18 protein-coding genes and 1 pseudogene are annotated in these 23,658 nt (G+C 68.7%); 13 read left to right on the top strand and 6 right to left on the bottom strand.

The genetic code is table 11. The features are described from left to right. Positions 1–22: 22 nt before the first annotated feature. Positions 23–214 carry a hypothetical protein gene (locus tag CG740_RS41515; RefSeq protein ID WP_159030273.1) on the bottom strand — a complete coding sequence of 64 codons (192 nt, stop codon included), beginning with the start codon at positions 212–214 and terminating at the stop codon, positions 23–25. A gap of 134 nt (positions 215–348) precedes the next feature. Between CG740_RS41515 and CG740_RS11190 the strand changes: the two genes are divergently transcribed. Further along, on the top strand, positions 349–1,383 hold the full coding sequence (locus tag CG740_RS11190; RefSeq protein WP_100574892.1) for a glycosyl hydrolase family 18 protein: 1,035 nt from the start codon (positions 349–351) through the stop codon (positions 1,381–1,383). 7 nt (positions 1,384–1,390) lie between these two features. Here CG740_RS11190 and CG740_RS11195 read toward each other — a convergent pair whose 3' ends face one another. From CG740_RS11195 to CG740_RS11210, 4 genes and pseudogenes are all read right to left on the bottom strand, one after another. Then, positions 1,391–2,161: a succinate dehydrogenase/fumarate reductase iron-sulfur subunit gene (locus CG740_RS11195; RefSeq protein ID WP_100574893.1), complete on the bottom strand. Its 771-nt coding sequence runs from the start codon at positions 2,159–2,161 to the stop codon at positions 1,391–1,393. Further along, positions 2,158–4,110 carry a fumarate reductase/succinate dehydrogenase flavoprotein subunit gene (locus tag CG740_RS11200; protein WP_100574894.1) on the bottom strand — a complete coding sequence of 651 codons (1,953 nt, stop codon included), beginning with the start codon at positions 4,108–4,110 and terminating at the stop codon, positions 2,158–2,160. Before CG740_RS11200 ends, CG740_RS11195 begins: the two co-directional genes overlap by 4 nt. Before the next feature lie 17 nt (positions 4,111–4,127). After that, a pseudogene (locus CG740_RS11205) lies at positions 4,128–4,962 on the bottom strand (hypothetical protein). Between the two features lie 18 nt (positions 4,963–4,980). Beyond that, entirely contained in the window at positions 4,981–5,277 is a 297-nt protein-coding gene (locus CG740_RS11210) for a hypothetical protein (RefSeq protein WP_100574895.1), read from the bottom strand. Between the two features lie 321 nt (positions 5,278–5,598). Between CG740_RS11210 and CG740_RS11215 the strand changes: the two genes are divergently transcribed. From CG740_RS11215 to CG740_RS11270, 12 genes are all read left to right on the top strand, one after another. Next, positions 5,599–7,950 carry an ABC transporter family substrate-binding protein gene (locus CG740_RS11215; RefSeq protein WP_100574896.1) on the top strand — a complete coding sequence of 784 codons (2,352 nt, stop codon included), beginning with the start codon at positions 5,599–5,601 and terminating at the stop codon, positions 7,948–7,950. Positions 7,951–8,240: 290 nt separating this feature from the next. Continuing rightward, positions 8,241–10,148, top strand: coding sequence for a translational GTPase TypA (typA, locus tag CG740_RS11220; protein WP_100574897.1), 1,908 nt, complete (start codon positions 8,241–8,243; stop codon positions 10,146–10,148). Positions 10,149–10,634: 486 nt separating this feature from the next. Continuing rightward, entirely contained in the window at positions 10,635–12,266 is a 1,632-nt protein-coding gene (locus tag CG740_RS11225; RefSeq protein WP_100574898.1) for a peptide ABC transporter substrate-binding protein, read from the top strand. 141 nt (positions 12,267–12,407) lie between these two features. Next, the gene (locus tag CG740_RS11230; protein WP_100574899.1) at positions 12,408–13,337 is read left to right on the top strand and encodes an ABC transporter permease; all 930 of its coding nucleotides are present in this window, start codon (positions 12,408–12,410) and stop codon (positions 13,335–13,337) included. Next, positions 13,330–14,271, top strand: a complete 942-nt coding sequence (locus CG740_RS11235; protein WP_100574900.1) for an ABC transporter permease — start codon at positions 13,330–13,332, stop codon at positions 14,269–14,271. The genes CG740_RS11230 and CG740_RS11235 overlap by 8 nt, the downstream gene beginning before the upstream one ends. Positions 14,272–14,285: 14 nt before the next feature. Next, the gene (locus CG740_RS11240) at positions 14,286–15,344 is read left to right on the top strand and encodes an ABC transporter ATP-binding protein (protein WP_100574901.1); all 1,059 of its coding nucleotides are present in this window, start codon (positions 14,286–14,288) and stop codon (positions 15,342–15,344) included. Beyond that, positions 15,337–16,485 (top strand): ABC transporter ATP-binding protein, encoded by a 1,149-nt coding sequence (locus CG740_RS11245; RefSeq protein WP_100574902.1) that lies wholly within the window; start codon positions 15,337–15,339, stop codon positions 16,483–16,485. The genes CG740_RS11240 and CG740_RS11245 overlap by 8 nt, the downstream gene beginning before the upstream one ends. Before the next feature lie 161 nt (positions 16,486–16,646). Next, positions 16,647–18,275 (top strand): peptide ABC transporter substrate-binding protein, encoded by a 1,629-nt coding sequence (locus tag CG740_RS11250; RefSeq protein WP_100574903.1) that lies wholly within the window; start codon positions 16,647–16,649, stop codon positions 18,273–18,275. Between the two features lie 81 nt (positions 18,276–18,356). Next, complete coding sequence (locus tag CG740_RS11255; RefSeq protein WP_100574904.1) at positions 18,357–19,280, top strand: ABC transporter permease; 924 nt, start codon at positions 18,357–18,359, stop codon at positions 19,278–19,280. Continuing rightward, complete coding sequence (locus CG740_RS11260; RefSeq protein ID WP_100574905.1) at positions 19,273–20,247, top strand: ABC transporter permease; 975 nt, start codon at positions 19,273–19,275, stop codon at positions 20,245–20,247. Before CG740_RS11255 ends, CG740_RS11260 begins: the two co-directional genes overlap by 8 nt. Positions 20,248–20,258: 11 nt before the next feature. Continuing rightward, positions 20,259–21,233, top strand: coding sequence for an ABC transporter ATP-binding protein (locus CG740_RS11265; protein WP_100574906.1), 975 nt, complete (start codon positions 20,259–20,261; stop codon positions 21,231–21,233). Continuing rightward, entirely contained in the window at positions 21,226–22,260 is a 1,035-nt protein-coding gene (locus CG740_RS11270; RefSeq protein WP_100574907.1) for an ABC transporter ATP-binding protein, read from the top strand. The genes CG740_RS11265 and CG740_RS11270 overlap by 8 nt, the downstream gene beginning before the upstream one ends. A gap of 35 nt (positions 22,261–22,295) precedes the next feature. Here CG740_RS11270 and CG740_RS11275 read toward each other — a convergent pair whose 3' ends face one another. Continuing rightward, a complete protein-coding gene (locus tag CG740_RS11275) occupies positions 22,296–23,618 on the bottom strand; it encodes a cytochrome P450 (protein ID WP_199846409.1) in 1,323 nt (440 codons plus the stop codon). Positions 23,619–23,658 lie beyond the last annotated feature (40 nt).

The following is a 23,658-nucleotide window of genomic DNA, read 5'->3' on the forward strand; positions in this document are numbered from 1 at the left end:
CGTGCCGTGCGCACGTCCTGAGCTAGCCGTGCTGGTGCGGTCCGTGCGGTCCGTGCGGTCCGTGCGGTCCGTGCGGTCTCGCCGTCCCGGCCGGTGTGGTGCGGGTGTGGGTCCGCCGCTTGCGCTTGAGGTACGCGTACGCGGCCGATGCGCCGGCCACTACGACCACGGCCACCGGCAGCACCAGGTCGACGGTCGAAGCGGGCTGCATCACGCTTCGAGCGTATGGCTGAAACAGGCCACCGGCGACCGGAACGTACCCCTCTGGTTCATCTTGCCGACGCGGTGCCCCTGCGCGGGGCGCAGCTAGGGTGGGCAGTTCGGCACCGGAGGGGGAGGGGCACGGAAATGGCTGGGATACGTACCTGGTGGCACGGCCGCGGAGGGCGCTGGACACGCCGCACCCTGCTGGTCGCCGCGCTGGTCGTCGTGGTGCTGACAGCCGCCGCGGGGACGGCCCTGCGGGCCCAGTACGCCGGTGTCCCGGGCGACGGCACCAGGACCCGGGGCCAGGACGCGTACTGGCTGGGGCACGCCTGGGTCGACGGCCGCAAGGGCGACAAGGACCTCGACGCCTTCGCGGCGAAGGTGCGCGGCAGCGGGATCAGGGACCTCTTCGTGCACACCGGGCCGCTCGACCACGACGGCACCCTGCCCGCCGCCCGCTACCCCAGGGCCGCCTGGCTGGTCGAGGGCGTGCACCGCAGGCTGCCGAACGTGCGGGTGCAGGCATGGCTGGGCGACGAGCTGGCGAGCGAGGGCCCCGTCGGGCTGCGGCTCGACAACGAAGCGACCCGTGCCTCGGTCGTCGCCAGCGCCCGCCAAGTGCTCGACCGGGCCCGCTTCGACGGCGTCCACTTCGATCTGGAGCCGCTGCCCTCGGGCGACCGGAACTACCTCGCGCTGCTCGACTCGCTGCACGCCCTCACGCGGGCGCGCGGCGCCCTGCTCTCCGTGGCCGCGCACCAGATAGACCCGCTGCCCGCCCTGCACACGGCCGCCGACGGCCTCACCGGACACGGCAAGTGGTGGGCGCAGGCCTACTTCGGCCAGGTGGCCCGCAGGGTCGACCAGATCGCCGTGATGTCGTACGACACGGCCATGCCCGTGCAGAGCCTGTACGGCGGCTATGTCGCCCGGCAGACCGCCCTCGCCCTTCAAGTCACCCCGAAGCAGACCGACTTGCTGATGGGGCTGCCGTTCTACAACGACGAGACCCTGACCCACCACGGCTCCGCCGAGACCGTGGAGGCGGCCGTGCGAGGGGCCCGACTCGGACTGGCCCGCACCGACCGCCACCGCCAGAACTTCGGACTCGCCCTGTACGTCGACTTCGCGGAGCGCCCGGGAGACTGGTCCGCCTACCGCAGGGGCTGGAGTTGATGAAGCGTCAGGAGTTGCGCCGGCGAATCTTGTTGCCCAGCCAGACCAGCGGGTCGTACGTGCGGTCCACCGCCCGCTCCTTCAGCGGGATCAGCGCATTGTCGGTGATCTTGATGTGTTCGGGGCACACCTCGGTGCAGCACTTGGTGATGTTGCAGTAGCCGAGCCCGTGCTCGTCCTGCGCGGTCCGCTTGCGGTCGAGGCCGGTCTCGGCGGCGGCGTCCAGCGGATGCATGTCGAGTTCGGCGACCCGCATCAGGAAGCGCGGGCCCGCGAAGGCCGCCTTGTTCTCCTCGTGGTCCCGCACCACATGGCAGGTGTCCTGGCACAGGAAGCACTCGATGCACTTGCGGAACTCCTGCGAGCGCTCCACGTCGAGCTGCTGCATCCGGTACTCGCCGGGCGCCACGCCCTGGGGCGGCACGAACGCCGGGACCTCCCGCGCCTTGGCGTAGTTGAACGACACGTCCGTCACGAGGTCCCGCACGACGGGGAACGCCCGCAAGGGAGTCACCGTGATGACGTCGGACGGCTCGAACACCGACATCCGCGTCATGCACATCAGGCGCGGGCGGCCGTTGACCTCCGCACTGCACGAACCGCACTTGCCCGCCTTGCAGTTCCAGCGCACCGCGAGGTCGGGGGCCTGGGTCGCCTGGAGGCGGTGGATGATGTCGAGGACCACCTCGCCGTCGTTCACCTCGACCGTGAAATTGGTGAGTTCACCGCCGCCGGTGTCGCCCCGCCAGACCCGGAAGCTCGCATCGTACGTACTCAACTCTTCAGCTCCTCTTCGGCGAGGTACTTGACCAGCTCCTCCTTCTCGAAGAGGGAGAGCAGATCCGCCCGGATGGGGTCGCTCTCCTCGCGCTCCAGCCGGATCTGGCCGCGCTCCGATTCGGACGGCGCCAGGCCCTCGGTGGGGTCGGCGAGATGGCACAGGAGGTTCACCCGGCGCCAGGCGCGGTCCATGCCGGGCCAGTCCTCGCGGGTGTGGCCGCCGCGGCTCTCGGTGCGCTCCAGGGCGGCCCGCGCCACGCACTCGCTCACCAGGAGCATGTTGCGCAGATCGAGCGCGAGGTGCCAGCCCGGGTTGAACTGGCGGTGCCCCTCGACCCCGGCCCGCCGGGCCCGCGCGCGCAGTTCGGCGAGCTTGCGCAGCGCCTGGTGCATCTCGCCCTCCCGGCGGATGATGCCGACCAGGTCGTTCATCGCCTGCTGGAGCTCCTGGTGCAGGGTGTACGGGTTCTCGACGGGCGAGCCGTCCTCGGGAGCCTCGGCGCTGAAGGGGCGCAGCGCCTCCGCGGCCGCCGCGTCGATCTGGATCTCGTCCACGGCCGGGCGGCCGGCGAGCGAGGCCGCGTACTCGGCGGCGTGCAGCCCGGCCCGCCGGCCGAACACCAGGAGGTCGGAGAGCGAGTTGCCGCCGAGCCGGTTGGAGCCGTGCATGCCGCCGGCCACCTCACCGGCCGCGAACAGGCCCGGCACCCCGCGGGCCGCCGCGGTGTCGGACTCGACCGCGATCCCGCCCATCACGTAGTGGCAGGTGGGCCCGACCTCCATCGCCTCGGCCGTGATGTCGACGTCCGCCAGCTCCTTGAACTGGTGGTACATCGACGGCAGCCGGCGCCGGATCACCTCGGCCGGCATGCGCGTCGAGACGTCCAGGAAGACGCCCCCGTGCGGGCTGCCCCGGCCCGCCTTCACCTCGGCGTTGATGGCGCGGGCGACCTCGTCGCGGGGGAGCAGCTCGGGCGGGCGGCGGTTGTGGTCTGGGTCCTCGTACCAGCGGTCGCCCTCCTCCTCGGACTCCGCGTACTTCTCCTTGAAGACGTCCGGCACGTAGTCGAACATGAACCGCTTGCCCTCGGAGTTGCGGAGCACTCCGCCGTCGCCGCGCACCGACTCGGTGACCAGGATGCCCTTGACCGACGGCGGCCAGACCATGCCGGTGGGGTGGAACTGCACGAACTCCATGTTGAGCAGCGGCGCCCCGGCGAGCAGGGCGAGCGCATGGCCGTCGCCGGTGTACTCCCACGAGTTGGAGGTCACCTTGAAGGACTTGCCGATACCGCCGGTGGCGAGCACGACCGCGGGCGCCTCCAGGACGAAGAACCGCCCGCTCTCGCGCTCGTAGCAGAACGCGCCGGAGACCCGGCCGCCCGAGGCGTCGGCGCTGTCGGACGCATCCTTCAACACCCGTGTGACGGTGCACTCCTGAAAGACCTTCAGGCGTGCTTCGTAGTCCCCGAACTCCTTCTTGTCCTCCTGCTGGAGGCTCACGATCTTCTGCTGGAGGGTGCGGATGAGTTCAAGGCCGGTACGGTCGCCGACGTGCGCGAGGCGCGGGTACTCGTGGCCCCCGAAGTTGCGCTGCGAGATGCGGCCGTCGGGGGTGCGGTCGAACAGGGCGCCCCAGGTCTCCAACTCCCAGACGCGATCGGGTGCTTCGCGCGCGTGCAGCTCCGCCATGCGCCACTGGTTGAGGAATTTGCCGCCGCGCAGGGTGTCCCGGAAGTGGACCTGCCAGTTGTCCCCGGAGTTGACGTTGCCCATGGAGGCGGCGATGCCGCCCTCGGCCATCACGGTGTGCGCCTTGCCGAACAGGGACTTGCAGATCACTGCCGTACGGGCGCCCCGCTCGCGCGCCTCGATCGCGGCCCGCAGGCCGGCGCCGCCCGCGCCCACCACGACGACGTCCCACTGCTGCCGTTCCAGCTGAGTCATTCAGGCTGCCTTCATGTTTAGAAGAACCTCGGATCGTCGAACGCCCCGGTCGAGAGCAGATACACATAGAAGTCGGCGAGCGCCACGCTGATCAACGAGGCCCAGGCCAGCAGCATGTGACGCTCATTCAGCTTGCCGACCCAGCCCCAGAGCCGATAGCGCACCGGGTGCTTGGAGAAGTGCCGCAGCCGGCCGCCGATGATGTGCCGGCAGGAGTGGCAGGACAGGGTGTACGTCCAGATCAGCGCGATGTTGATCAGTCAGGAAGAGCAGGCTGCCGAGCCCCATGTGGCCCCACCGGTAGTGCTCGTCGCGGAACGAGAGCGCGGTGTCGTAGGTGAGGATTCCGGCGACCACGACCGCGAAGTAGAAGAAGTACCGGTGGACGTTCTGGAGGATGAGCGGGAAGCGGGTCTCGCCCGAGTACTTCCGGTGCGGCTCGGCCACCGCGCAGGCCGGGGGCGAGGCCCAGAAGCCCCGGTAGTACGCCTTGCGGTAGTAGTAGCAGGTCAGCCGGAAGCCGAGCGGGAAGATCAGGATGAGCAGCGCCGGGGACAGGCCCCACCAGCTGCCGAAGACGTCCGCGTTCGGGCCGTGCCGCATGGTCGCGCAGTTGTCGGCCAGACACGGCGAGTAGAACGGCGAGACGTAGGGCGCGTGGTAGTAGTCCGCGTTCGCGAACGCCCGCCAGGTCGAGTACACGACGAAGGCCAGCAGCCCCGCGGCGGTCACCGCCGGGGCGAGCCACCAGCGGTCGGTGCGCAGATGGCGGGGGCCGATCGCGGCGCGCGAGGCGTCATGGACGCCGGTGCCGTTCCCCGCCGGGGGAGAGGGTTCCGTGCCTGTGGCCAAGAGTGGCTCCAGAGGAGGTCAGGGGGTGCGCCGGCCGCGGGACCGGGTGCTCCCGAGCCCTTCGTCGTCCGAATCGGTCCAGAGCGAGGTGTCGTACGGGGTGTCGGGGATGGTGACCAGGTCGGGCCGGGCCGCCGCCGCGCCGCTCGGCGCCGCCTCGCGGAGCAGGGCGAGGCTCTCGCGCAGATGGTCGGTGTCGGTCCGTACCCGCCGGATGTCCAGGCCGCTCCCGACCTGCTCCTCCAGCCGCCCGACACTTCGTACGAGGTCGTCGAGGCAGCGCTGAGCCGCCGTCAACTCGTCCTGCAGGGACATGACTTGCCTGCCTTTCGCCGGAGCGGGTGGCAATGTTCATGCGCCTGAGAGTGTCGCGCCTCACATGCGCGGTTGTGAAGGTGCGTGCACGGGGTTGTGGGGTTGCGGGTGCGGGGCGCGCCCGTTGTTCGGCCCGTGTTCGAGCCGGGCCGGTGCGGGGCGCCGGATTCGCGGGTGCGTTCGGCCGCACGGGTGGGGTTCGGGCCCCGCTGCGCCGTGTCGCCGCCCCGGTGGGGGGACCGTCCTCTTCAGTGACTGGGATAGGTGTGATCATCGCGAAATGGCATGAAGTCCCATAAATCTGACGAAGAGGTACAAGCCATGTCCCACGTCGGTGACCCGAACGGGAGGGCGCCCCGGATCGTCGCTGCGATCCGGACCGCGGCCTCCGTCCGGTCGCGCTCCGTCGCGCTCCTGACCACCGGGGTGCTCGCGCTCCCCGTGCTGCTGACCGGCTGCGGCTCCGCCGACAGCGGGACCGCGGCCGGCGCCGCTCCCCAGGACATCGGGGCCGCGGCCCGGCAGAACGTCGCCGACGGGGGCACCCTGAAGTGGGCCGTCGACGCGATGCCCCAGACGCTCAACACCTTCCAGGCCGACGCCGACGCCGCCTCCCAGCGCGTCGCCCAGGCGGTGCTGCCCGCGCTCTTCACGCTGGACCAGCGGGGGCGCCCGCAGCGCAACGCCGACTACCTGGAGTCCGCCGAGGTCGTCCAGCACGAGCCCAAGCAGGTCGTCCTGTACAAGCTCAACCAGAAGGCGGTCTGGAGCGACGGCCGGGAGATCGGCGCCCCCGACTTCGTCGCCCAGTGGCGGGCGCTCAGCGGCAAGGACTCGGCGTACTGGACCGCCCGCAACGCCGGGTACGAGCGCATCGAGAAGATCGAGAAGGGTGCCAACAACCTGGAGGTCAAGGTCACCTTCGCCAAGCCGTACGCGGACTGGCGCTCGCTGTTCAGCCCGCTCTACCCGAAGGACGTCACCGGCACTCCCGACGCCTTCAACGACGGCGCCCGTACGACCCTGAAGGCGACCGCGGGAGCCTTCCGGCTCAAGGCGGCCGACAAGGGCAAGGGCGAGATCACCCTGGAGCGCAACCCGCGCTGGTGGGGCCGCCCCACCAAGCTCGACAGCCTGGTCCTGCAAGCCGTGCCGCGCGACAAGCGGGCCGCGGCGCTCGCCGAGGGCAGCGTGGACGTGGCCGAGATCGACCGCGCGGACGCCGACCGCATCACGCTCGCCGAACGCGACAAGGGCCAGGCCGTCACGCACGGCCCCGCCGCCGCCATCACGCCGGCCTCCGCGCTGCGCTCCTGGGCGATCGCCCACGGCGCCGAGGACGACAAGGCGGAGGCCGAGCAGGAGGCCCGCAAGGAGAGCCGGGCCGCGATCGAGAAGTACGCCAGGGAGCAGGCCGGCCTGCGCGGCTTCGCGATCCGCAAGACCCTGGAGCCGGCCTACACCCAGCTCGCCCTGAACGGCGCCTCCGGGCCGCTCGCGGACGAGCGGGTCAGACGCGCGGTGGCCCGCGCGCTGAACCGCCAGGAACTCGCCGAAGCCGTACTCAAGCCGCTCGGCCTGCCCGCCCTGCCGCCCGGCAGCCACCTCGCGCTGGCCGGACAGGACGCGTACAGCGACAGCAGCGACGCGCTCGGCAGCCAGGACGAGAAGGAGGCGCGGGCGCTGCTCGCCGACGCCGGCTGGACCACCGACGGCGCCCGGCAGAAGCCCAAGCAGGACGTCGCCAAGGCCGGCAGCAAGGCGGACGACGGCGCCGAGGACTCCGAGGACGGCAAGCGCCGGGCCTCCGACACCCCGCCGGCCGCCGGCAACCACCCCGACGACGAGGGCACCTACATCGTCGGCGACGACAAGCCCGGCAGCTCCGGCGCCTCCGGCACCCATGTGCTCGCCCCGGCCCGTACCGCGGCACAGCAGCAGGCCGCGCTGCGCCGCCAGGCCCGCTTCTTCGACGCCGACCCCGCGGAGCAGGCCAAGAAGGACACCGGCAAGGACACCAAGACCGAGGCCCGCCCCAAGGGCGGCGCCCCCGGCGCGTACGCCCCGCAGGGAACGGCGGCCCCGGCACCGCAGGGCGGCCCGCTCGGCAAGGACGGCAAGCCGCTCACCCTGCGGTTCGTCCTGCCCTCGGGCCCGGGCTCGGAGTCGCTGCGGGCCGTGGGCGACAAGATCGCGGCCATGCTGAAGGGCGTCGGCATCAACACCGAGATCGTCAAGGTGGCCGACGACAGCTACTTCAAGGACCACATCGCCTCCGGCGACTTCGACCTGGCGCTGTACTCGTGGCCCGGAACGGCCTACCCGGCCACCGACGACCGGCCGATCTTCGCCAAGCCGGAGCCCGCGTCCGACGGCTCGCTGCTCGTCGAACAGAACTACAGCCGGGTCGGCACCGACCGCATCGACCAGCTCTTCGAGCAGGCCGCCGGTGAACTGGACGAGGACGAGGCCCGCGACCTCGTGCGCAAGGCGGACGCCCGGATCTGGGCGGCGGCCGGCTCGATCCCGCTCTACCAGCGCCCCGAGCTGGTCGCGGTCAAGCCCAATGTGGCCAATGCGGGCGCCTTCGGCTTCGCGGCCCCGAACTTCGAGGACATCGGGTTCAAGAAGCCGGAAACGGCGCACAACGGATCGGCGAACACTCAGAAGTAGAAGAGAAAACCACCAGGTCACAGCCTTGGGCCCGAGCGGCCCCAAGCTCAGAACCTGCTCAAGTCCCTTGCCCGCCGGCCCCGCCGGCGGGCAAGGTCGTGTACGCCCCTGACCCAGGCTCAATACACGGCGCAGCCCCCTGTTCGAGATCGGTGGAATCGGCCCGGGAAGCCGTCGGCGCGGCGGCCCCGTACCATGGGGAGGAGCCGTGGCCTGTCTGCCCGGCGGGCGGACGAGGACTCGACCGCGTCAGACGCCTGATCCCACGATCGAGAGAAGCGCCAGTCAGTATGCCCACGCGCCACGACATCCGTAACGTCGCCATCGTCGCCCACGTCGACCACGGCAAGACCACGCTGGTCGACGCCATGCTCAAGCAGGCCGGTGCCTTCGCCGCGCACGCCGCAGAGTCGCTCGACGACCGCATGATGGACAGCAACGATCTGGAGCGTGAGAAGGGCATCACGATCCTGGCCAAGAACACGGCCGTGAAGTACCACCCCAAGGATGGCGGCGACGTCATCACCATCAACATCATCGACACCCCGGGCCACGCCGACTTCGGTGGCGAGGTCGAGCGCGGTCTGTCGATGGTGGACGCGGTGGTCCTGCTCGTGGACGCCTCCGAGGGCCCCCTGCCGCAGACCCGCTTCGTGCTGCGCAAGGCGCTCCAGCAGCGCCTGCCCGTCATCCTGTGCATCAACAAGACGGACCGCCCGGACTCCCGGATCGACGAGGTCGTCAACGAGACGTACGACCTGTTCCTGGACCTGGACGCGGACGAGGACCAGATCGAGTTCCCGATCGTCTACGCCTGCGCCCGTGACGGCGTCGCCTCGCTGACCAAGCCGGAGGACGGCACGGTCCCGGCCGACAGCGACAACCTGGAGCCGTTCTTCTCGACGATCCTCTCCAGCGTCCCGGCCCCCGAGTACGACGAGACCGCCCCCCTCCAGGCGCACGTCACCAACCTCGACGCCGACAACTTCCTCGGCCGCATCGCGCTGCTCCGCGTCGAGCAGGGCGAGCTGCGCAAGGGCCAGACGGTCGCGTGGATCAAGCGGGACGGCACGATCGCCAACGTCCGCATCACCGAGCTGATGATGACCGAGGCGCTCACCCGCAAGCCGGCCGAGATGGCGGGCCCCGGTGACATCTGCGCGGTCGCCGGTATCCCCGACATCATGATCGGCGAGACCCTGGCCGACCCGGAGAACCCGATCGCGCTGCCGCTGATCACGGTCGACCAGCCGGCCATCTCGATGACCATCGGCACCAACACCTCGCCGCTGGTCGGCCGTGGCGGTTCCGGCAAGGGCGCGGACGCCAAGTCGACGGTCAAGGACCGCAAGGTCACCGCCCGTCAGGTCAAGGACCGCCTCGACCGCGAGCTCATCGGCAACGTCTCGCTGCGCGTCCTGGACACCGAGCGTCCCGACGCCTGGGAGGTCCAGGGCCGTGGTGAGCTCGCGCTCGCCATCCTCGTCGAGCAGATGCGCCGCGAGGGCTTCGAGCTGACCATCGGCAAGCCGCAGGTGGTCACCAAGCAGGTCGACGGCAAGACCCACGAGCCGGTCGAGCGCCTGACGGTGGACGTCCCCGAGGAGCACATGGGCGCGGTCACGCAGCTCATGGGCGTCCGCAAGGGCCGCATGGACAACATGTCCAACCACGGCTCCGGCTGGGTCCGCATGGAGTTCGTCGTGCCCTCCCGCGGCCTCATCGGCTTCCGTACGGAGTTCCTCACGAACACCCGCGGCACCGGTATCGCCCACTCCATCCACGAGGGCCACGAGCCGTGGTTCGGCACCCTGACGACCCGTAACAACGGTTCGCTGGTGGCCGACCGCGCCGGTTCGGTCACCCCCTTCGCGATGATCAACCTCCAGGAGCGCGGTGTGCTGTTCACCGAGCCCGGCACCGAGGTCTACGAGGGCATGATCGTCGGTGAGAACTCGCGTGCCGACGACATGGACGTGAACATCACCAAGGAGAAGAAGCTCACCAACATGCGTGCCGCTTCCGCCGACAACACCGAGAACGTGGTGCCGGCCCGCAAGCTCTCCCTGGAGCAGTCCCTGGAGTTCTGCCGCGACGACGAGTGCGTCGAGGTGACCCCGGAGGCCGTGCGCATCCGCAAGGTCGTCCTGGACGCCAAGGAGCGCGGCCGCACCGCGTCGCGCGCCAAGCGCAACTGACGCACCCCGTACGCCCCGAAGCCCGGCCCCGCAGCAGCGGGGCCGGGCTTCGGCGTCGGTGTGGAGGTTTGGACGGCTGGGTACACACGCGTGGGTGATCATGTCCAAGGACCCCCGCGCGCACGGGTCGTCGGCCTCTAGGGTCAAGTTGTTTTAAGGGACATCCTGTTCGGATATCGACCGTCGCTCTCCGGAAGATGTGTTAACGGTCCGTTTCGGGGGTGTCTGTCTGTGCTCATTTTGTCCGAATTTCGGGCCGTTGCCCGGTACTGATGTTGTCAAACCGAGACCCTTTAAGTGTGGTTTACAGCCCGGCCGTACTTAATAGTTGGCTCCATTGAGCTCGGGTCAATGGGTCACGCACTGTGGGGAGTGCCGACTCACGAGCACACTCGGGGTACTTGACGTAGAAGCGCTGTCAGGGGTGTCAGCGCGCGTAGAAGTGCCCCTCTTGTAGTGACAAGTGGACTCATGAGGAGGAAACCCATGCGTGGTGCTACGAGCGCCAAGTGGGTCGCGGGAGCGGCAATCATCGCCCTGGCTGCGACCGCTTGTGGTGGCGGCAAGGACAGCACGGACAACTCGGGCGCGGCTGCTGACCCGGCAGGTGTCTTCAGCTACCAGAGCAGCGAACCGCAGCACCCGATCCAGCCGGCCAACGTGATGGAGACCGGCGGCGGACGCATCACCGACGTCCTCTTCTCCAAGCTGGTCGACTTCGACGCGAAGTCCGGCGCGATCGAGAACGTCGTCGCCGACTCGATCAAGCAGGACGACGCCAGCCACTACACCATCAAGGTGAAGCAGGGCTGGACGTTCCACAACGGCGAGAAGGTCACCGCCAAGTCCTTCGTGGACGCCTGGAACTGGGGCGCCAACGCCAAGAACGCGCAGCAGAACGCTTCTTGGTTCTCGGACATCAAGGGCTACGACGAGGTCCACCCGGAGAAGGGTGACCCGAAGGCCGACAAGATGTCGGGTCTGTCCACCCCGGACGACTACACGATCAAGGTCGAGCTCGCCAACCCGGCTCCGTACTGGACCTACAAGCTCGGCTACAGCGCCTACTCGCCGCTGCCGTCGGTCTTCTACACGAACCCGAAGAAGTACGGCGAAGAGCCCATCGGCAACGGCCCGTACCAGTTCGTGAAGTGGAACCACAACCAGGACTTCCTCACCAAGGCCTACGACAAGTACGCCGGTGCGGACAAGCCGAAGAACGGTGGTGTGGACTTCAAGTTCTACACGACCTCCGAGGCCGCCTATAAGGACACCGTCTCCAACAACCTGGACGTGCTGGACCAGGTCGCCCCGAGCGGCATGGCCACCTACCACCAGGACCTCGGCAAGCGCGCCGTGGACGCCCCGCAGAACTCGATCCAGACGATCGCCGTCGCCACCTACGCGGACGCGATCAAGGGTGTCAAGGACCGCGGCAAGTTCATGCAGGGCATCTCGATGGCGATCGACCGGGACACCATCACCAAGACGGTGCTCCAGGGCTCGCGTACCCCGGCCACCGGCTTCGTGCCGCCGGCCGTCAAGGGCTACCTCGCCGACGCCTGTGGTGAGTACTGCAAGTACGACCCCGCCAAGGCCAAGCAGCTCGTGACCGAGGCCGGTGGCGCCAACGCCTCCATCTCGATCCTCTACAACGCCGACGGCGGCCACAAGGAATGGGTGTCGGCGGTCTGCTCCAACATCACCCAGGCGACCGGCGTCAAGTGCGAGAGCGACTCCAAGGCGGACTTCAAGACCGTCCTGGACGTCCGCACCAACAAGAAGGTCCAGAGCTTCTACCGCTCGGGCTGGGTGCAGGACTACCCGCTGAACGCCAACTTCCTCAAGGACCTGTACGGCACCACCGCCGCGGGTAACGAGGGCGGCTACTCGAACAAGACGTTCGACGACCTGACGGCCAAGGCCGACAAGGCGCCGACCCTGGACGAGTCGGTCAAGCTGTACCAGGACGCCGAGAAGTCGCTCTACGCCGACATGCCGGCCATCCCGCTCTGGTACTACAAGACGAACGCCGGCTACTCGGCCAACGTCAAGAACGTCACGTACGACACCTTCGGCAAGCCGGTCTTCACCGCCGTCGAGGTTCTGAAGAAGTAGCGAACAGGCCGCTAACGGTCGATCCACCCCGGCGTTCCGACATCGCGTCGGCGCCACACCGTTCGCGCAGGGCAGCCGGCCCGCCCCTCCCACGAGGAGCGGGGCGGGCCGGCTGCTGTAGCGGCTGACTATGGAGGCTCGATGGGGCGCTACGTCGCAAGGCGACTGCTCCAGATGATCCCGGTGTTCATCGGGACCACTCTGCTCATCTTTCTGATGGTGTACTCACTTCCCGGCGACCCCGTCCGGGCTCTGTGGGGCGACAGACCTGCCGATCCGCAGGCGATGGCGCGGCTGCGCCACGAGTACTGGTTCGACCGGCCGGTCCTCGCGCAGTACTGGCACTATCTCAGCAACGTCGTCACTGGTGACTTCGGCAGCAGCTTCGTCACCGGCCGTAAGGTGATCGACGTCATGGCCGAGACGTTCCCCGTGACCATCCGGCTGGCACTGATCGCTTTCGCCGTCGAGATCGTGGTGGGCCTCTCGCTGGGCCTCCTGGCCGGCCTGAACCGCGGCAAGCTGTGGGACAAGCTGGTCCTCGTGATCACGCTGCTGCTGATCTCGATCCCGATCTTCGTCCTGGGCTTCATCTTCCAGACGATCTTCGCGGACCAACTCGGCTGGACCACGCCGACCGTGCAGAACTCCGACGACATCACGCAGTTGATCCTGCCGGGCGCCGTTCTCGGCTCCCTGTCGTTCGCCTACATCGCGCGGCTCAGCAGGACGTCGCTCGCCGAGAACCTGCGCGCGGACTACATCCGCACCGCCATCGCCAAGGGCCTGCCGCGCCGTCGCGTCGTGGGCATCCACCTGATGCGCAACTCGCTCATCCCGGTGGTCACCTTCCTCGGTACGGACCTCGGCGCCCTGATGGGCGGCGCGATCGTGACCGAGGGCATCTTCAACGTGCACGGCATCGGCAACACGCTGTACCGGTCGATCAATCAGTCGGACAACGCCACGGTGGTCGGCATCGTGACGATCCTCGTGATCGTCTACCTGCTCTCCAGCCTTCTGGTCGACCTGCTGTACGCCGCTCTGGACCCGAGGATCCGCTATGCCTGAGACCCTCAACAAGGCTTCCGCCGGGGCCGCCGAGTCACCGGCCGTCGCCCCCGTCCCCGTCGCCGCGGAAAAGCCCCGCAGCCTCTGGTCGGACGCGTGGCGGGACCTGCGCCGCAACCCGGTCTTCGTGATCTCCGCGATCCTGATCGTCTTCCTGATCGTGGTGGCGGCCTTCCCCGGCCTCTTCACGTCGGTCGACCCGGACCACGCGGACCTCGGCAAGCACTACCTGGGCGTGCCGCAGTACAGCCACGTCTTCCAGGAGGACTGGTTCGGCTACGACGTGCAGGGGCGCAGCATCTTCGCGCGCGTCCTGTTCGGCGCCCGCGCCTCGATCATCGTCGGCGTCTGCGTGACGCTCGTCGTGACCATCCTCGGCGGACTCGTCGGCATGCTGGCCGGCTACTTCGGCGGCTGGTTCGACTCCCTGCTCTCCCGCCTCACCGACGTCTTCTTCGGCATCCCGCTGCTGCTCGGCGCGATCGTCGTCCTGAACGCCTTCACCCACCGCAGCGTGTGGACCGTGGTCCTCGCACTCGGCGTCCTCGGCTGGACCCAGCTCGCCCGCGTCATGCGCGGCTCGGTGCTGACGGTCAAGCAGGCCGACTACGTGCAGGCCGCCAAGGCGCTCGGCGCCGGCACCGGCCGGATCATGCTGCGGCACATCCTGCCGAACGCGATCGCCCCGGTGATCGTCGTCGCCACCATCGCGCTCGGCGGCTACATCGCCGCCGAGGCGACGCTGTCCTTCCTCGGTATCGGGCTTCCGCCCTCCACCGTCTCCTGGGGCAACGACATCTCATCCGGCCAGACCGTCATCCGTACCGCCCCGCACGTGCTGTTCTTCCCCAGCGCCATGCTGAGCATCACGGTGCTCGCGTTCATCATGCTCGGTGACGCGGTGCGCGACGCTCTCGACCCCAAGCTGCGCTGAGGAGGGCGTACGACGTGACCATCATTGAAGAATCCGCGACCGTCCCGGCGCCCCGTTCGGGCGACGACAAGGGCGGCCCGCTGCTCGAAGTCCGGGACCTGCACGTCGAGTTCCACACCCGTGACGGTGTGGCCAAGGCGGTCAACGGTGTCAACTACTCGGTGAACGCGGGCGAGACGCTCGCCGTGCTCGGCGAGTCCGGCTCCGGCAAGTCCGTGACCGCGCAGGCGATCATGGGCATCCTGGACATGCCGCCGGGCAAGATCCCGCAGGGCGAGATCCTGTTCCGCGGCCAGGACATGCTGAAGATGTCCGCCGAGGAGCGCCGCGCCATCCGTGGCCGGAAGATCGCGATGATCTTCCAGGACGCGCTCTCCGCGCTGAACCCGGTGCTGAGCGTCGGCTACCAGCTCGGCGAGATGTTCCGGGTGCACCAGGGCCTGTCCAAGAAGGACGCCAAGGCCAAGGCCATCGAGCTGATGGACCGGGTCAAGATCCCGGCCGCCGCGGCCCGGGTCACCGACTACCCGCACCAGTTCTCCGGCGGTATGCGCCAGCGCATCATGATCGCCATGGCGCTGGCCCTTGAGCCGGACCTGATCATCGCGGACGAGCCGACCACCGCGCTCGACGTGACCGTCCAGGCCCAGGTCATGGACCTGCTCGCGGAACTCCAGAGCGAGTTCAACATGGGCCTGATCCTGATCACCCACGACCTCGGCGTGGTCGCCGACGTCGCGGACAAGATCGCGGTCATGTACGCGGGCCGGATCGTCGAGCAGGCTCCGGTGCACGAGATCTACAAGCGTCCGGCGCACCCGTACACCAAGGGTCTGCTCGAATCGATCCCGCGCCTGGACCACAAGGGCCAGGAGCTGTTCGCGATCAAGGGCCTGCCGCCCAACCTGATGAAGATTCCGAGCGGTTGTGCGTTCAACCCGCGCTGCACCATGGCGCAGGACGTGTGCCGCACCGATGTCCCGGTGCTGCACCAGGTGACCGAGCAGGACGGCACCGATCTGGTCGGCCGCGGCAGCGCCTGCCACTTCTGGAAGGAGACGATCCATGGCTGAGCTCGACAAGAAGGACGAGGCCGTGGACGCCACCCCCAACGTCACCGACATCGTCAAGGTGGACGCCTCCACGACCACCGAGGTCGAGGCGATCCTCGACGCTCCGGTCGACCGGGGCGAGCCGATCCTCCAGGTCCGCAATCTGGTCAAGCACTTCCCGCTGACCAGCGGCATCCTGTTCCGTCGGCAGGTCGGCGCGGTCAAGGCCGTCGACGGCGTCTCCTTCGACCTGTACCAGGGCGAGACCCTGGGCATCGTCGGTGAGTCCGGCTGTGGCAAGTCCACCGTCGCCCGGCTCCTGATGACGCTGGAGCGGGCGACCGCCGGCGAGGTCTTCTACAAGGGCCAGGACATCACCAAGCTGTCCGGGCGCGCCCTGAAGGCCGTGCGCCGCAACATCCAGATGGTGTTCCAGGACCCGTACACCTCGCTGAACCCACGGATGACGGTCGGCGACATCATCGGGGAGCCCTTCGAGATCCACCCCGAGGTGGCTCCCAAGGGCGACCGGCGCCGCAAGGTCCAGGAGCTGCTGGACGTCGTGGGCCTGAACCCGGAGTACATCAACCGCTATCCGCACCAGTTCTCCGGCGGTCAGCGCCAGCGCATCGGCATCGCCCGCGGCCTGGCCCTCAACCCCGAGATCATCATCTGCGACGAGCCGGTCTCCGCCCTGGACGTGTCCGTCCAGGCCCAGGTCATCAACCTGATGGAGAAGCTGCAGAACGAGTTCAACCTGTCGTACGTCTTCATCGCGCACGACCTGTCGATCGTCCGGCACATCTCGGACCGCGTGGGTGTCATGTACCTCGGCAAGATGGCCGAGATCGGCACCGACGAGCAGATCTACGAGCACCCGACGCACCCCTACACCCAGGCGCTGCTCTCCGCCGTCCCGGTCCCCGACCCGGACGCGCGCGAGCACCGCGAGCGGATCATCCTCACCGGAGACGTCCCCTCGCCCGCCAACCCGCCGTCGGGCTGCCGCTTCCGCACCCGGTGCTGGAAGGCGGAGGACCGCTGCTCCACCGAGGTCCCGCTGCTCGCGATCCCGGAGCGCTTCCAGGGTCTGGACAGCCCGGTCGCACACGAGTCGGCGTGCCACTTCGCCGAGGAGAAGGACGTTGTCGGCGCCGCCTGACAACCAGTACGAACGGGTGGGCCCGCGATTCCGTCAGGGATCGCGGGCCCACCCGTTTGCGCGCCCGGACGGCTCTGGTAAAGGTGCGGCCTGTCCGCTTCTGGGGTGATATTTGGGCCTAAGTGAGACTTGGGACCCGAGTAGGACTCTAGGAGGACGCCATGCGCGGAGCCACGCACGCCAAGTGGGCCGCAGGTGCGGTGATCGTCGCTCTCGCGGCGACGGCCTGCGGTGGTGGGGGAAGCGGTGGCGGCGGTGGCGCCGACGGAATCGTCAGCTCCTCCTGGGGCGACCCGCAGAACCCGCTGGAGCCCGCCAACACCAACGAGGTGCAGGGCGGCAAGGTCCTCGACATGCTGATGCGCGGTCTCAAGCGGTACGACCCGAAGACCGGTGAGGCCAAGAACATGCTCGCCGCGTCCATCGACACCTCGGACTCGGAGAACTTCAAGGTCACGCTCAAGGACGGCTGGACGTTCTCCAACGGCGAGAAGGTCACCGCCAAGTCCTTCGTGGACGCCTGGAACTACGGCGCGAACCTGAAGAACAACCAGAAGAACGCGTCGATGTTCGCCTACATCGACGGCTTCGACCAGATCCACCCCAAGAGCGGCAGCCCGTCCACGGACACCATGTCGGGCCTCAAGGTCGTCGACGACAAGACCTTCACGGTCAAGCTCAACCAGAAGTTCTCGACCTGGCCCGACACCCTGGGCTATCCCGCGTTCGCGCCGCTGCCCCGCGCGTTCTTCGACAACCACGCGGCCTGGCTCTCCAAGCCGGTCGGCAACGGCCCGTACACGGTGGACTCGTACACCAAGGGCTCGAAGCTCTCGATGCGCAAGTGGGCCGGATACATGGGCGAGGACAAGGCGCAGAACGGCGGCATCGACCTCAAGGTCTACACCGACAACAACACCGCCTACACCGATCTGACGGCCGGCAACCTCGACCTCGTCGACGACGTGCCCGCCTCCCAGCTCAAGAACGTCAAGGCGGATCTCGGCGACCGGTACATCAACACCCCGGCCGGCATCATCCAGACGCTCGCCTTCCCGTACTACGACGCCGCCTGGAACACCCCGAACGCGGCCAAGGTGCGCAAGGGCATCTCACGGGCGATCAACCGGCAGCAGATCACCGACACCATCTTCCAGAAGACCCGCACCCCCGCCACCGACTGGACCTCGCCCGTGCTCGGCGAGGCCGGCGGCTACAAGGCCGGGCTCTGCGGGGACGGCTGCGACTACAACCCGGCCGAGGCCAAGAAGCTCATCGCCGACGGCGGCGGCATCCCCGGCGGGCAGCTGAAGATCTCGTACAACGCGGACACCGGCTCGCACAAGGAATGGGTCGACGCGGTCTGCAACAGCATCAACAACGCGCTCGGCAACGACCGGGCGTGCGTCGGCGGCCCGGTCGGCACCTTCGCCGACTTCCGCAGCCAGATCACCCAGTCCAAGATGAGCGGCCCCTTCCGGGCGGGCTGGCAGATGGACTACCCGCTGATCCAGAACTTCCTCCAGCCGCTGTACTACACCGGCGCCTCCTCCAACGACGGCAAGTGGACCAACGCCGACTTCGACAAGCTGGTCGACCAGGCCAACGCCGAGACCGACAAGGCCAAGGCGGTCTCCACCTTCCAGCAGGCCGAAGGGGTCGTACGGGACCAGATGGCCGCCATCCCGCTCTGGTACCAGAACGGCAGCGCCGGCTACTCGACCCGCATCTCCAACGTCTCCCTGAACCCGTTCAGCGTGCCGGTCTACGACCAGATCAAGGTCAGCTGACGCCGCAGGTGCCCGGCCCGGCGCCCAACTCGGCGCCGGGCCCTGGCCGTTGAGAGTTCCGACGACCCCCCGGAGGGCCTCATGGGACGGTATGTGATCCGGCGTCTGCTCCAGATGATCCCGGTCTTCTTCGGGGCGACGCTGCTGATCTTCCTGATGGTGAACGTGATGGGCGACCCCATCGCGGGGCTGTGCGGCGACAAGGCGTGCGACCCGTCCACCGCCGCCCAGCTCAAGAAGGAGTTCGGCCTCGACAAGCCCGTGTGGCAGCAATACCTGACGTACATGGGGAACGTGTTCACCGGCGACTTCGGCACCGCGTTCAACGGGCAGAAGGTCACCGAGCTGATGTCGGCCGCCTTCCCCGTCACCATCCGGCTCACCATCGTGGCGATCCTCTTCGAGATCGTCATCGGCATCAGCCTCGGCGTGGTCACCGGACTGCGCCGAGGACGTCCGGTCGACACCGTGGTCCTGATGCTGACCCTCGTCGTCATCGCCATCCCCGTCTTCGTCACGGGACTGCTGCTCCAGCTGCTGCTCGGCGTCGAATGGGGGATCGTCAAACCCACGGTCCAGCCGGAGGCCCCCTTCAACGAACTCCTCATCCCCGGGCTCGTGTTGGCGTCCGTCTCGCTGGCGTACGTCACCCGGCTGACCCGGACCTCGATCGCCGAGAACGCCCGCGCCGACTACGTCCGTACCGCCATCGCCAAGGGGCTGCCAAGGCGCCGGGTGATCACCAGGCATCTGCTGCGCAACTCGCTGATCCCCGTCGTCACCTTCATCGGCACCGATGTCGGCGCCCTGATGGGCGGCGCGATCGTGACCGAGCGGATCTTCAACATCCACGGCGTGGGCTACCAGCTCTACCAGGGCATCCTGCGCCAGAGCACCCAGACGGTGGTCGGCTTCGTGACGGTGCTCGTCCTGGTCTTCCTGATCGCCAACCTCATCGTCGACCTTCTGTACGCCGTACTCGACCCGAGGATCCGCTATGCCTGAGCCCTACGACGACGGAGCGATCGCCGGCACGGGTGCCGGTGGCGCGATGGACCTCGCGGCGAGCGAGGCGACGACCCTGGAGCGCACGCCGGGCGGGCCGCAGGGCACGGGTCCGGCCGAGAAGGCGCGTTCGCTCTGGTCGGACGCCTGGCGCGACCTGCGGCGCAACCCCGTCTTCATCATCTCGTCCCTGGTCATCCTCTTCCTGGTCGTCATCTCGCTGTGGCCCTCCCTGATCGCCAGTGGCAACCCGCTCCAGTGCGACCTCGCCAAGGCGCAGGAGGGCTCCCAGCCCGGCCACCCCTTCGGGTACAACGGGCAGGGCTGCGACGTCTACACCCGGACCGTCTACGGCGCCCGCACCTCGGTCACCGTCGGCGTGTGCACCACCGTCGGCGTCGCGCTGTTCGGCTCGTTCGTGGGCGGGCTCGCCGGGTTCTTCGGCGGTGGCTGGGACGCGCTGCTCTCGCGCGTCACCGACATCTTCTTCGGCATCCCCGTCGTCCTCGGCGGGCTGGTGTTCCTGTCGGTGGTCACCTCCTCCACCGTGTGGCCGGTCATCGGCTTCATGATCCTGCTCGGCTGGCCGCAGATCGCCCGCATCGCCCGCGGCTCGGTCATCACCGCCAAGCAGAACGACTACGTCCAGGCGGCCCGCGCGCTCGGCGCCTCCAACTCCCGCATGCTGCTGCGGCACATCGCGCCCAACGCGGTCGCTCCGGTCATCGTCGTGGCCACCATCGCGCTCGGCACCTACATCGCCCTCGAAGCGACGCTGTCCTACCTGGGCGTCGGCCTCAAGCCCCCCACCGTCTCCTGGGGCATCGACATCTCGGCCGCCTCCCAGTACATCCGCAACGCCCCGCACATGCTGCTCTGGCCGGCCGGTGCGCTGGCGGTCACGGTGCTGGCGTTCATCATGCTCGGCGACGCGGTGCGCGACGCCCTCGACCCCAAGCTGCGGTGAGGAGACCCGCCATGCTGCTCGAAGTACGTGATCTCCAAGTGGAGTTCAAGACGCGGGACGGGGTCGCCAAGGCCGTCAACGGGGTCAACTACTCGGTGGACGCGGGCGAGACGCTCGCCGTGCTGGGCGAGTCCGGCTCCGGCAAGTCCGTGACCGCACAGGCCGTGATGGGCATCCTCGACATGCCGCCCGGCCGGATCGCCGGGGGCGAGATCCTCTTCCAGGGCCGGGACCTCCTGAAGCTCAAGGAGGACGAGCGGCGCAAGGTGCGCGGCTCCGAGATGGCCATGATCTTCCAGGACGCGCTGTCGTCCCTGAACCCGGTGCTCAGCGTCGGCGACCAGCTCTCGGAGATGTTCACCGTCCACCGCGGGATGTCCCGCAAGGAGGGCAGGGCCAAGGCCGTCGAGCTGATGGACCGGGTGCGCATTCCGGCGGCGAAGGAGCGGGTCGGCCAGTATCCGCACCAGTTCTCCGGCGGCATGCGCCAGCGCATCATGATCGCGATGGCCCTGGCCCTGGAGCCCTCGCTGATCATCGCGGACGAGCCGACCACCGCCCTCGATGTCACCGTGCAGGCCCAAGTCATGGATCTGCTGGCCGAGTTGCAGCGCGAGCTGAACATGGGCCTGATCCTGATCACCCACGACCTCGGCGTGGTCGCCGACGTCGCGGACAAGATCGCCGTGATGTACGCGGGCCGGATCGTCGAACAGGCCCCGGTGCACGACATCTACAAGGCGCCCGCGCACCCGTACACCAAGGGTCTGCTCGAATCGATCCCGCGCCTGGACCAGAAGGGCCGGGAGCTGTACGCGATCAAGGGCCTGCCGCCCAACCTGATGCACATCCCGCCGGGCTGCGCCTTCAACCCGCGCTGCCCGATGGCCCGGGACGTCTGCCGCAGCGAGGTGCCGCCGCTGTTCGACGTGGCCCCGGACCGGCAGAGCGCCTGCTTCTTCTGGAAGGAGACCCTCGATGGCTGAGGCCATTCTGGAGGTCAGGGACCTGGTCAAGCACTATCCGCTGACCCAGGGCATCCTCTTCAAGAAGCAGATCGGCGCGGTCAAGGCCGTGGACGGGGTCTCCTTCGACCTGGCGGCCGGCGAAACGCTCGGCATCGTCGGCGAGTCCGGCTGCGGCAAGTCCACGGTCGCCAAGATGCTGGTCAACCTGGAGCGCCCGACGGCGGGGCAGATCAAGTACAAGGGCGAGGACATCACCACGATGTCGGGCCGGGCCCTGAAGGCCGTGCGCCGCAACATCCAGATGGTGTTCCAGGACCCGTACACCTCGCTGAACCCGCGCATGACGGTCGGCGACATCATCGGGGAGCCCTACGAGATCCACCCCGAGGTCGCCCCGAAGGGGGACCGGCGCCGCAAGGTCCAGGATCTGCTCGACGTGGTCGGGCTCAACCCGGAGTACATCAACCGCTATCCGCACCAGTTCTCCGGCGGTCAGCGCCAACGCATCGGCATCGCACGGGGGTTGGCGCTCCAGCCCGAGATCATCGTGGCGGACGAGCCGGTCTCCGCGCTCGACGTGTCCGTCCAGGCCCAGGTCGTCAACCTCCTCGACCGGTTGCAGAGCGAGTTCTCCCTCTCGTACGTCTTCATCGCCCACGATCTGTCCATCGTGCGGCACATCTCCGACCGGGTCGGCGTGATGTACCTGGGGCGGGTCGTCGAGATCGGCCGGGACGAGGAGATCTACGACCACCCCACCCACCCCTACACCCAGGCGCTGCTCTCCGCGGTGCCGCTGCCCGACCCCTCGGCGCGCAAGCACCGCGAGCGGATCATCCTCACCGGCGATGTGCCCTCCCCGGCGAACCCGCCCTCGGGCTGCACCTTCCGCACCCGCTGCTGGAAGGCGCAGGAGCGCTGCGCGCAGGAGGTGCCGCTGCTGGCGGTGCCGGCCGAGTTCCGTCTGACGGAGGGCCCGGCGCACCACCCCTCGGCATGCCACTTCGCGGAGGAGAAGCGGGTGGTGCCCACGGAGTCGGGGTGACTCCGGGCGCCTGCCGAGGGCGGCCGGCCGCGCCGTCACCAGGCGCGCGGCACGACCTTCACGCCCATCGGCTGGAGGGCGAGCGCCGGGCGCGGGGTGATGCCCTGCGGGTCGATGAGTTCCAGCCGGTGGCGGCGCCAGATGTCGGCCACGATGTGCACGATCTCGGTGGTGGCGAGCGAGGCCCCGATGCAGGCCCGCGCGCCGAGTCCGAACGGGAAGTACGAGCCCCTGGGCATCTTCCGCGCGCCCTCGTCGAGCCAGCGTCCGGGGTCGAACTCCTCGGCGCGCTCCCAGTGCCGGGGATCGCGGTGGTTGACCCACTGGCTGACCGTGACGGTCGTTCCGGCCGGCACCCCGTACCCGCCGAACTCCAGGTCCGCCGTCGAATCGCGGCTGGTCATCCAGGCCGGTGAGTACAGCCGCAGCGACTCCCGCACCACCGCGCCGGTGTAGGGCAGCCGCTCCATCCGGGACAGGCCCGCCGGGGTCGAGGAGAAGGCGGCGAGGGCCTCGTCCCGTACCCGCCCCGCGATCTCCGGGTGCCGGGCGAGCAGCACGCTCGTCCACACCACGGCGTCGTTGGAGGTCTCGAAGGCGGAGAGGACGAGCGTGGCCAGCTCGTCGCGCAGTTCCTGCGGGGAGGGGGTGGGGCTGCCGGTGACGAGGGCGTGCAGCACCGGGGCGCGTTCCGGGTCGACGGCTTGCGGGTTCGAGGTGAGCCGGCGCAGGAGCCGGTCCATGTCGCGCAGCCCGCGTCTGAGCCTGATGTGGCGGGGGGTCGGCACCCAGTCGGGGAGCAGCAGCGGGGAGGTGGACAGCTCCATGATGGGGCGGACGAGACGGGAGACCAGTGCCGCGTCGCGGTCGGTGAACTCGTCCCCGAACATCAGCTGGGTGACCAGCCGCAGCACGAGCACCGAGACGTCACCGTGCAGATCGCGCTGCTCGCCCAACCGCCAGCCGGACAGCATCCGTTCGCCCTGGGCGTCCACCAGTTCGGCGGCCTTCACCGCGAGGGTGCGGCCGAAGGCGGGCTGCATTCGGCGGCGTTTGGATTTCCAGTCGGCCCCGTCGCTGTTCATCATGGCCGTGGGAAAACCCCTTCCACGGGCCGCCCGACCGGAATCCTCCGCTCCTTTTTTGTTGAAGTCACCGCCGCGGTCGACCAGCATTCGCTCGACGAGTTCGGGGCCGGTGAGCAGCACATTGTGCTCCCCGAGCCGCACCACGTCGCCGTATTCACCGGCGCAGCGCGTGAGGAATCCCAGCGGATCGCTGGAAAAGGCGTGCAGATTGCCGAGGTAGGTGTCCCCGGCGGGTCCCGGGATGTCGGTCAGGGGCTCAACTGCCGTCACGTCAGCCTCATTCGGCTACCCTCATTCGACTCTGGGAACG

This window comes from Streptomyces sp. CB01201, from assembly GCF_002803085.1.
Classification (GTDB): Bacteria; Actinomycetota; Actinomycetes; order Streptomycetales; family Streptomycetaceae; genus Streptomyces; species Streptomyces hundungensis.

Coding starts and splice junctions, on each gene's coding strand:
- CG740_RS11190 (WP_100574892.1), top strand. CDS start 349: ATGGCTGGGATACGTACCTGGTGGCACGGCCGCGGAGGGCGCTGGACA.
- CG740_RS11200 (WP_100574894.1), bottom strand. CDS start 4,110: ATGACTCAGCTGGAACGGCAGCAGTGGGACGTCGTCGTGGTGGGCGCG.
- CG740_RS11210 (WP_100574895.1), bottom strand. CDS start 5,277: ATGTCCCTGCAGGACGAGTTGACGGCGGCTCAGCGCTGCCTCGACGAC.
- CG740_RS11215 (WP_100574896.1), top strand. CDS start 5,599: ATGTCCCACGTCGGTGACCCGAACGGGAGGGCGCCCCGGATCGTCGCT.
- typA (WP_100574897.1), top strand. CDS start 8,241: ATGCCCACGCGCCACGACATCCGTAACGTCGCCATCGTCGCCCACGTC.
- CG740_RS11225 (WP_100574898.1), top strand. CDS start 10,635: ATGCGTGGTGCTACGAGCGCCAAGTGGGTCGCGGGAGCGGCAATCATC.
- CG740_RS11230 (WP_100574899.1), top strand. CDS start 12,408: ATGGGGCGCTACGTCGCAAGGCGACTGCTCCAGATGATCCCGGTGTTC.
- CG740_RS11235 (WP_100574900.1), top strand. CDS start 13,330: ATGCCTGAGACCCTCAACAAGGCTTCCGCCGGGGCCGCCGAGTCACCG.
- CG740_RS11245 (WP_100574902.1), top strand. CDS start 15,337: ATGGCTGAGCTCGACAAGAAGGACGAGGCCGTGGACGCCACCCCCAAC.
- CG740_RS11250 (WP_100574903.1), top strand. CDS start 16,647: ATGCGCGGAGCCACGCACGCCAAGTGGGCCGCAGGTGCGGTGATCGTC.
- CG740_RS11255 (WP_100574904.1), top strand. CDS start 18,357: ATGGGACGGTATGTGATCCGGCGTCTGCTCCAGATGATCCCGGTCTTC.
- CG740_RS11260 (WP_100574905.1), top strand. CDS start 19,273: ATGCCTGAGCCCTACGACGACGGAGCGATCGCCGGCACGGGTGCCGGT.
- CG740_RS11265 (WP_100574906.1), top strand. CDS start 20,259: ATGCTGCTCGAAGTACGTGATCTCCAAGTGGAGTTCAAGACGCGGGAC.
- CG740_RS11270 (WP_100574907.1), top strand. CDS start 21,226: ATGGCTGAGGCCATTCTGGAGGTCAGGGACCTGGTCAAGCACTATCCG.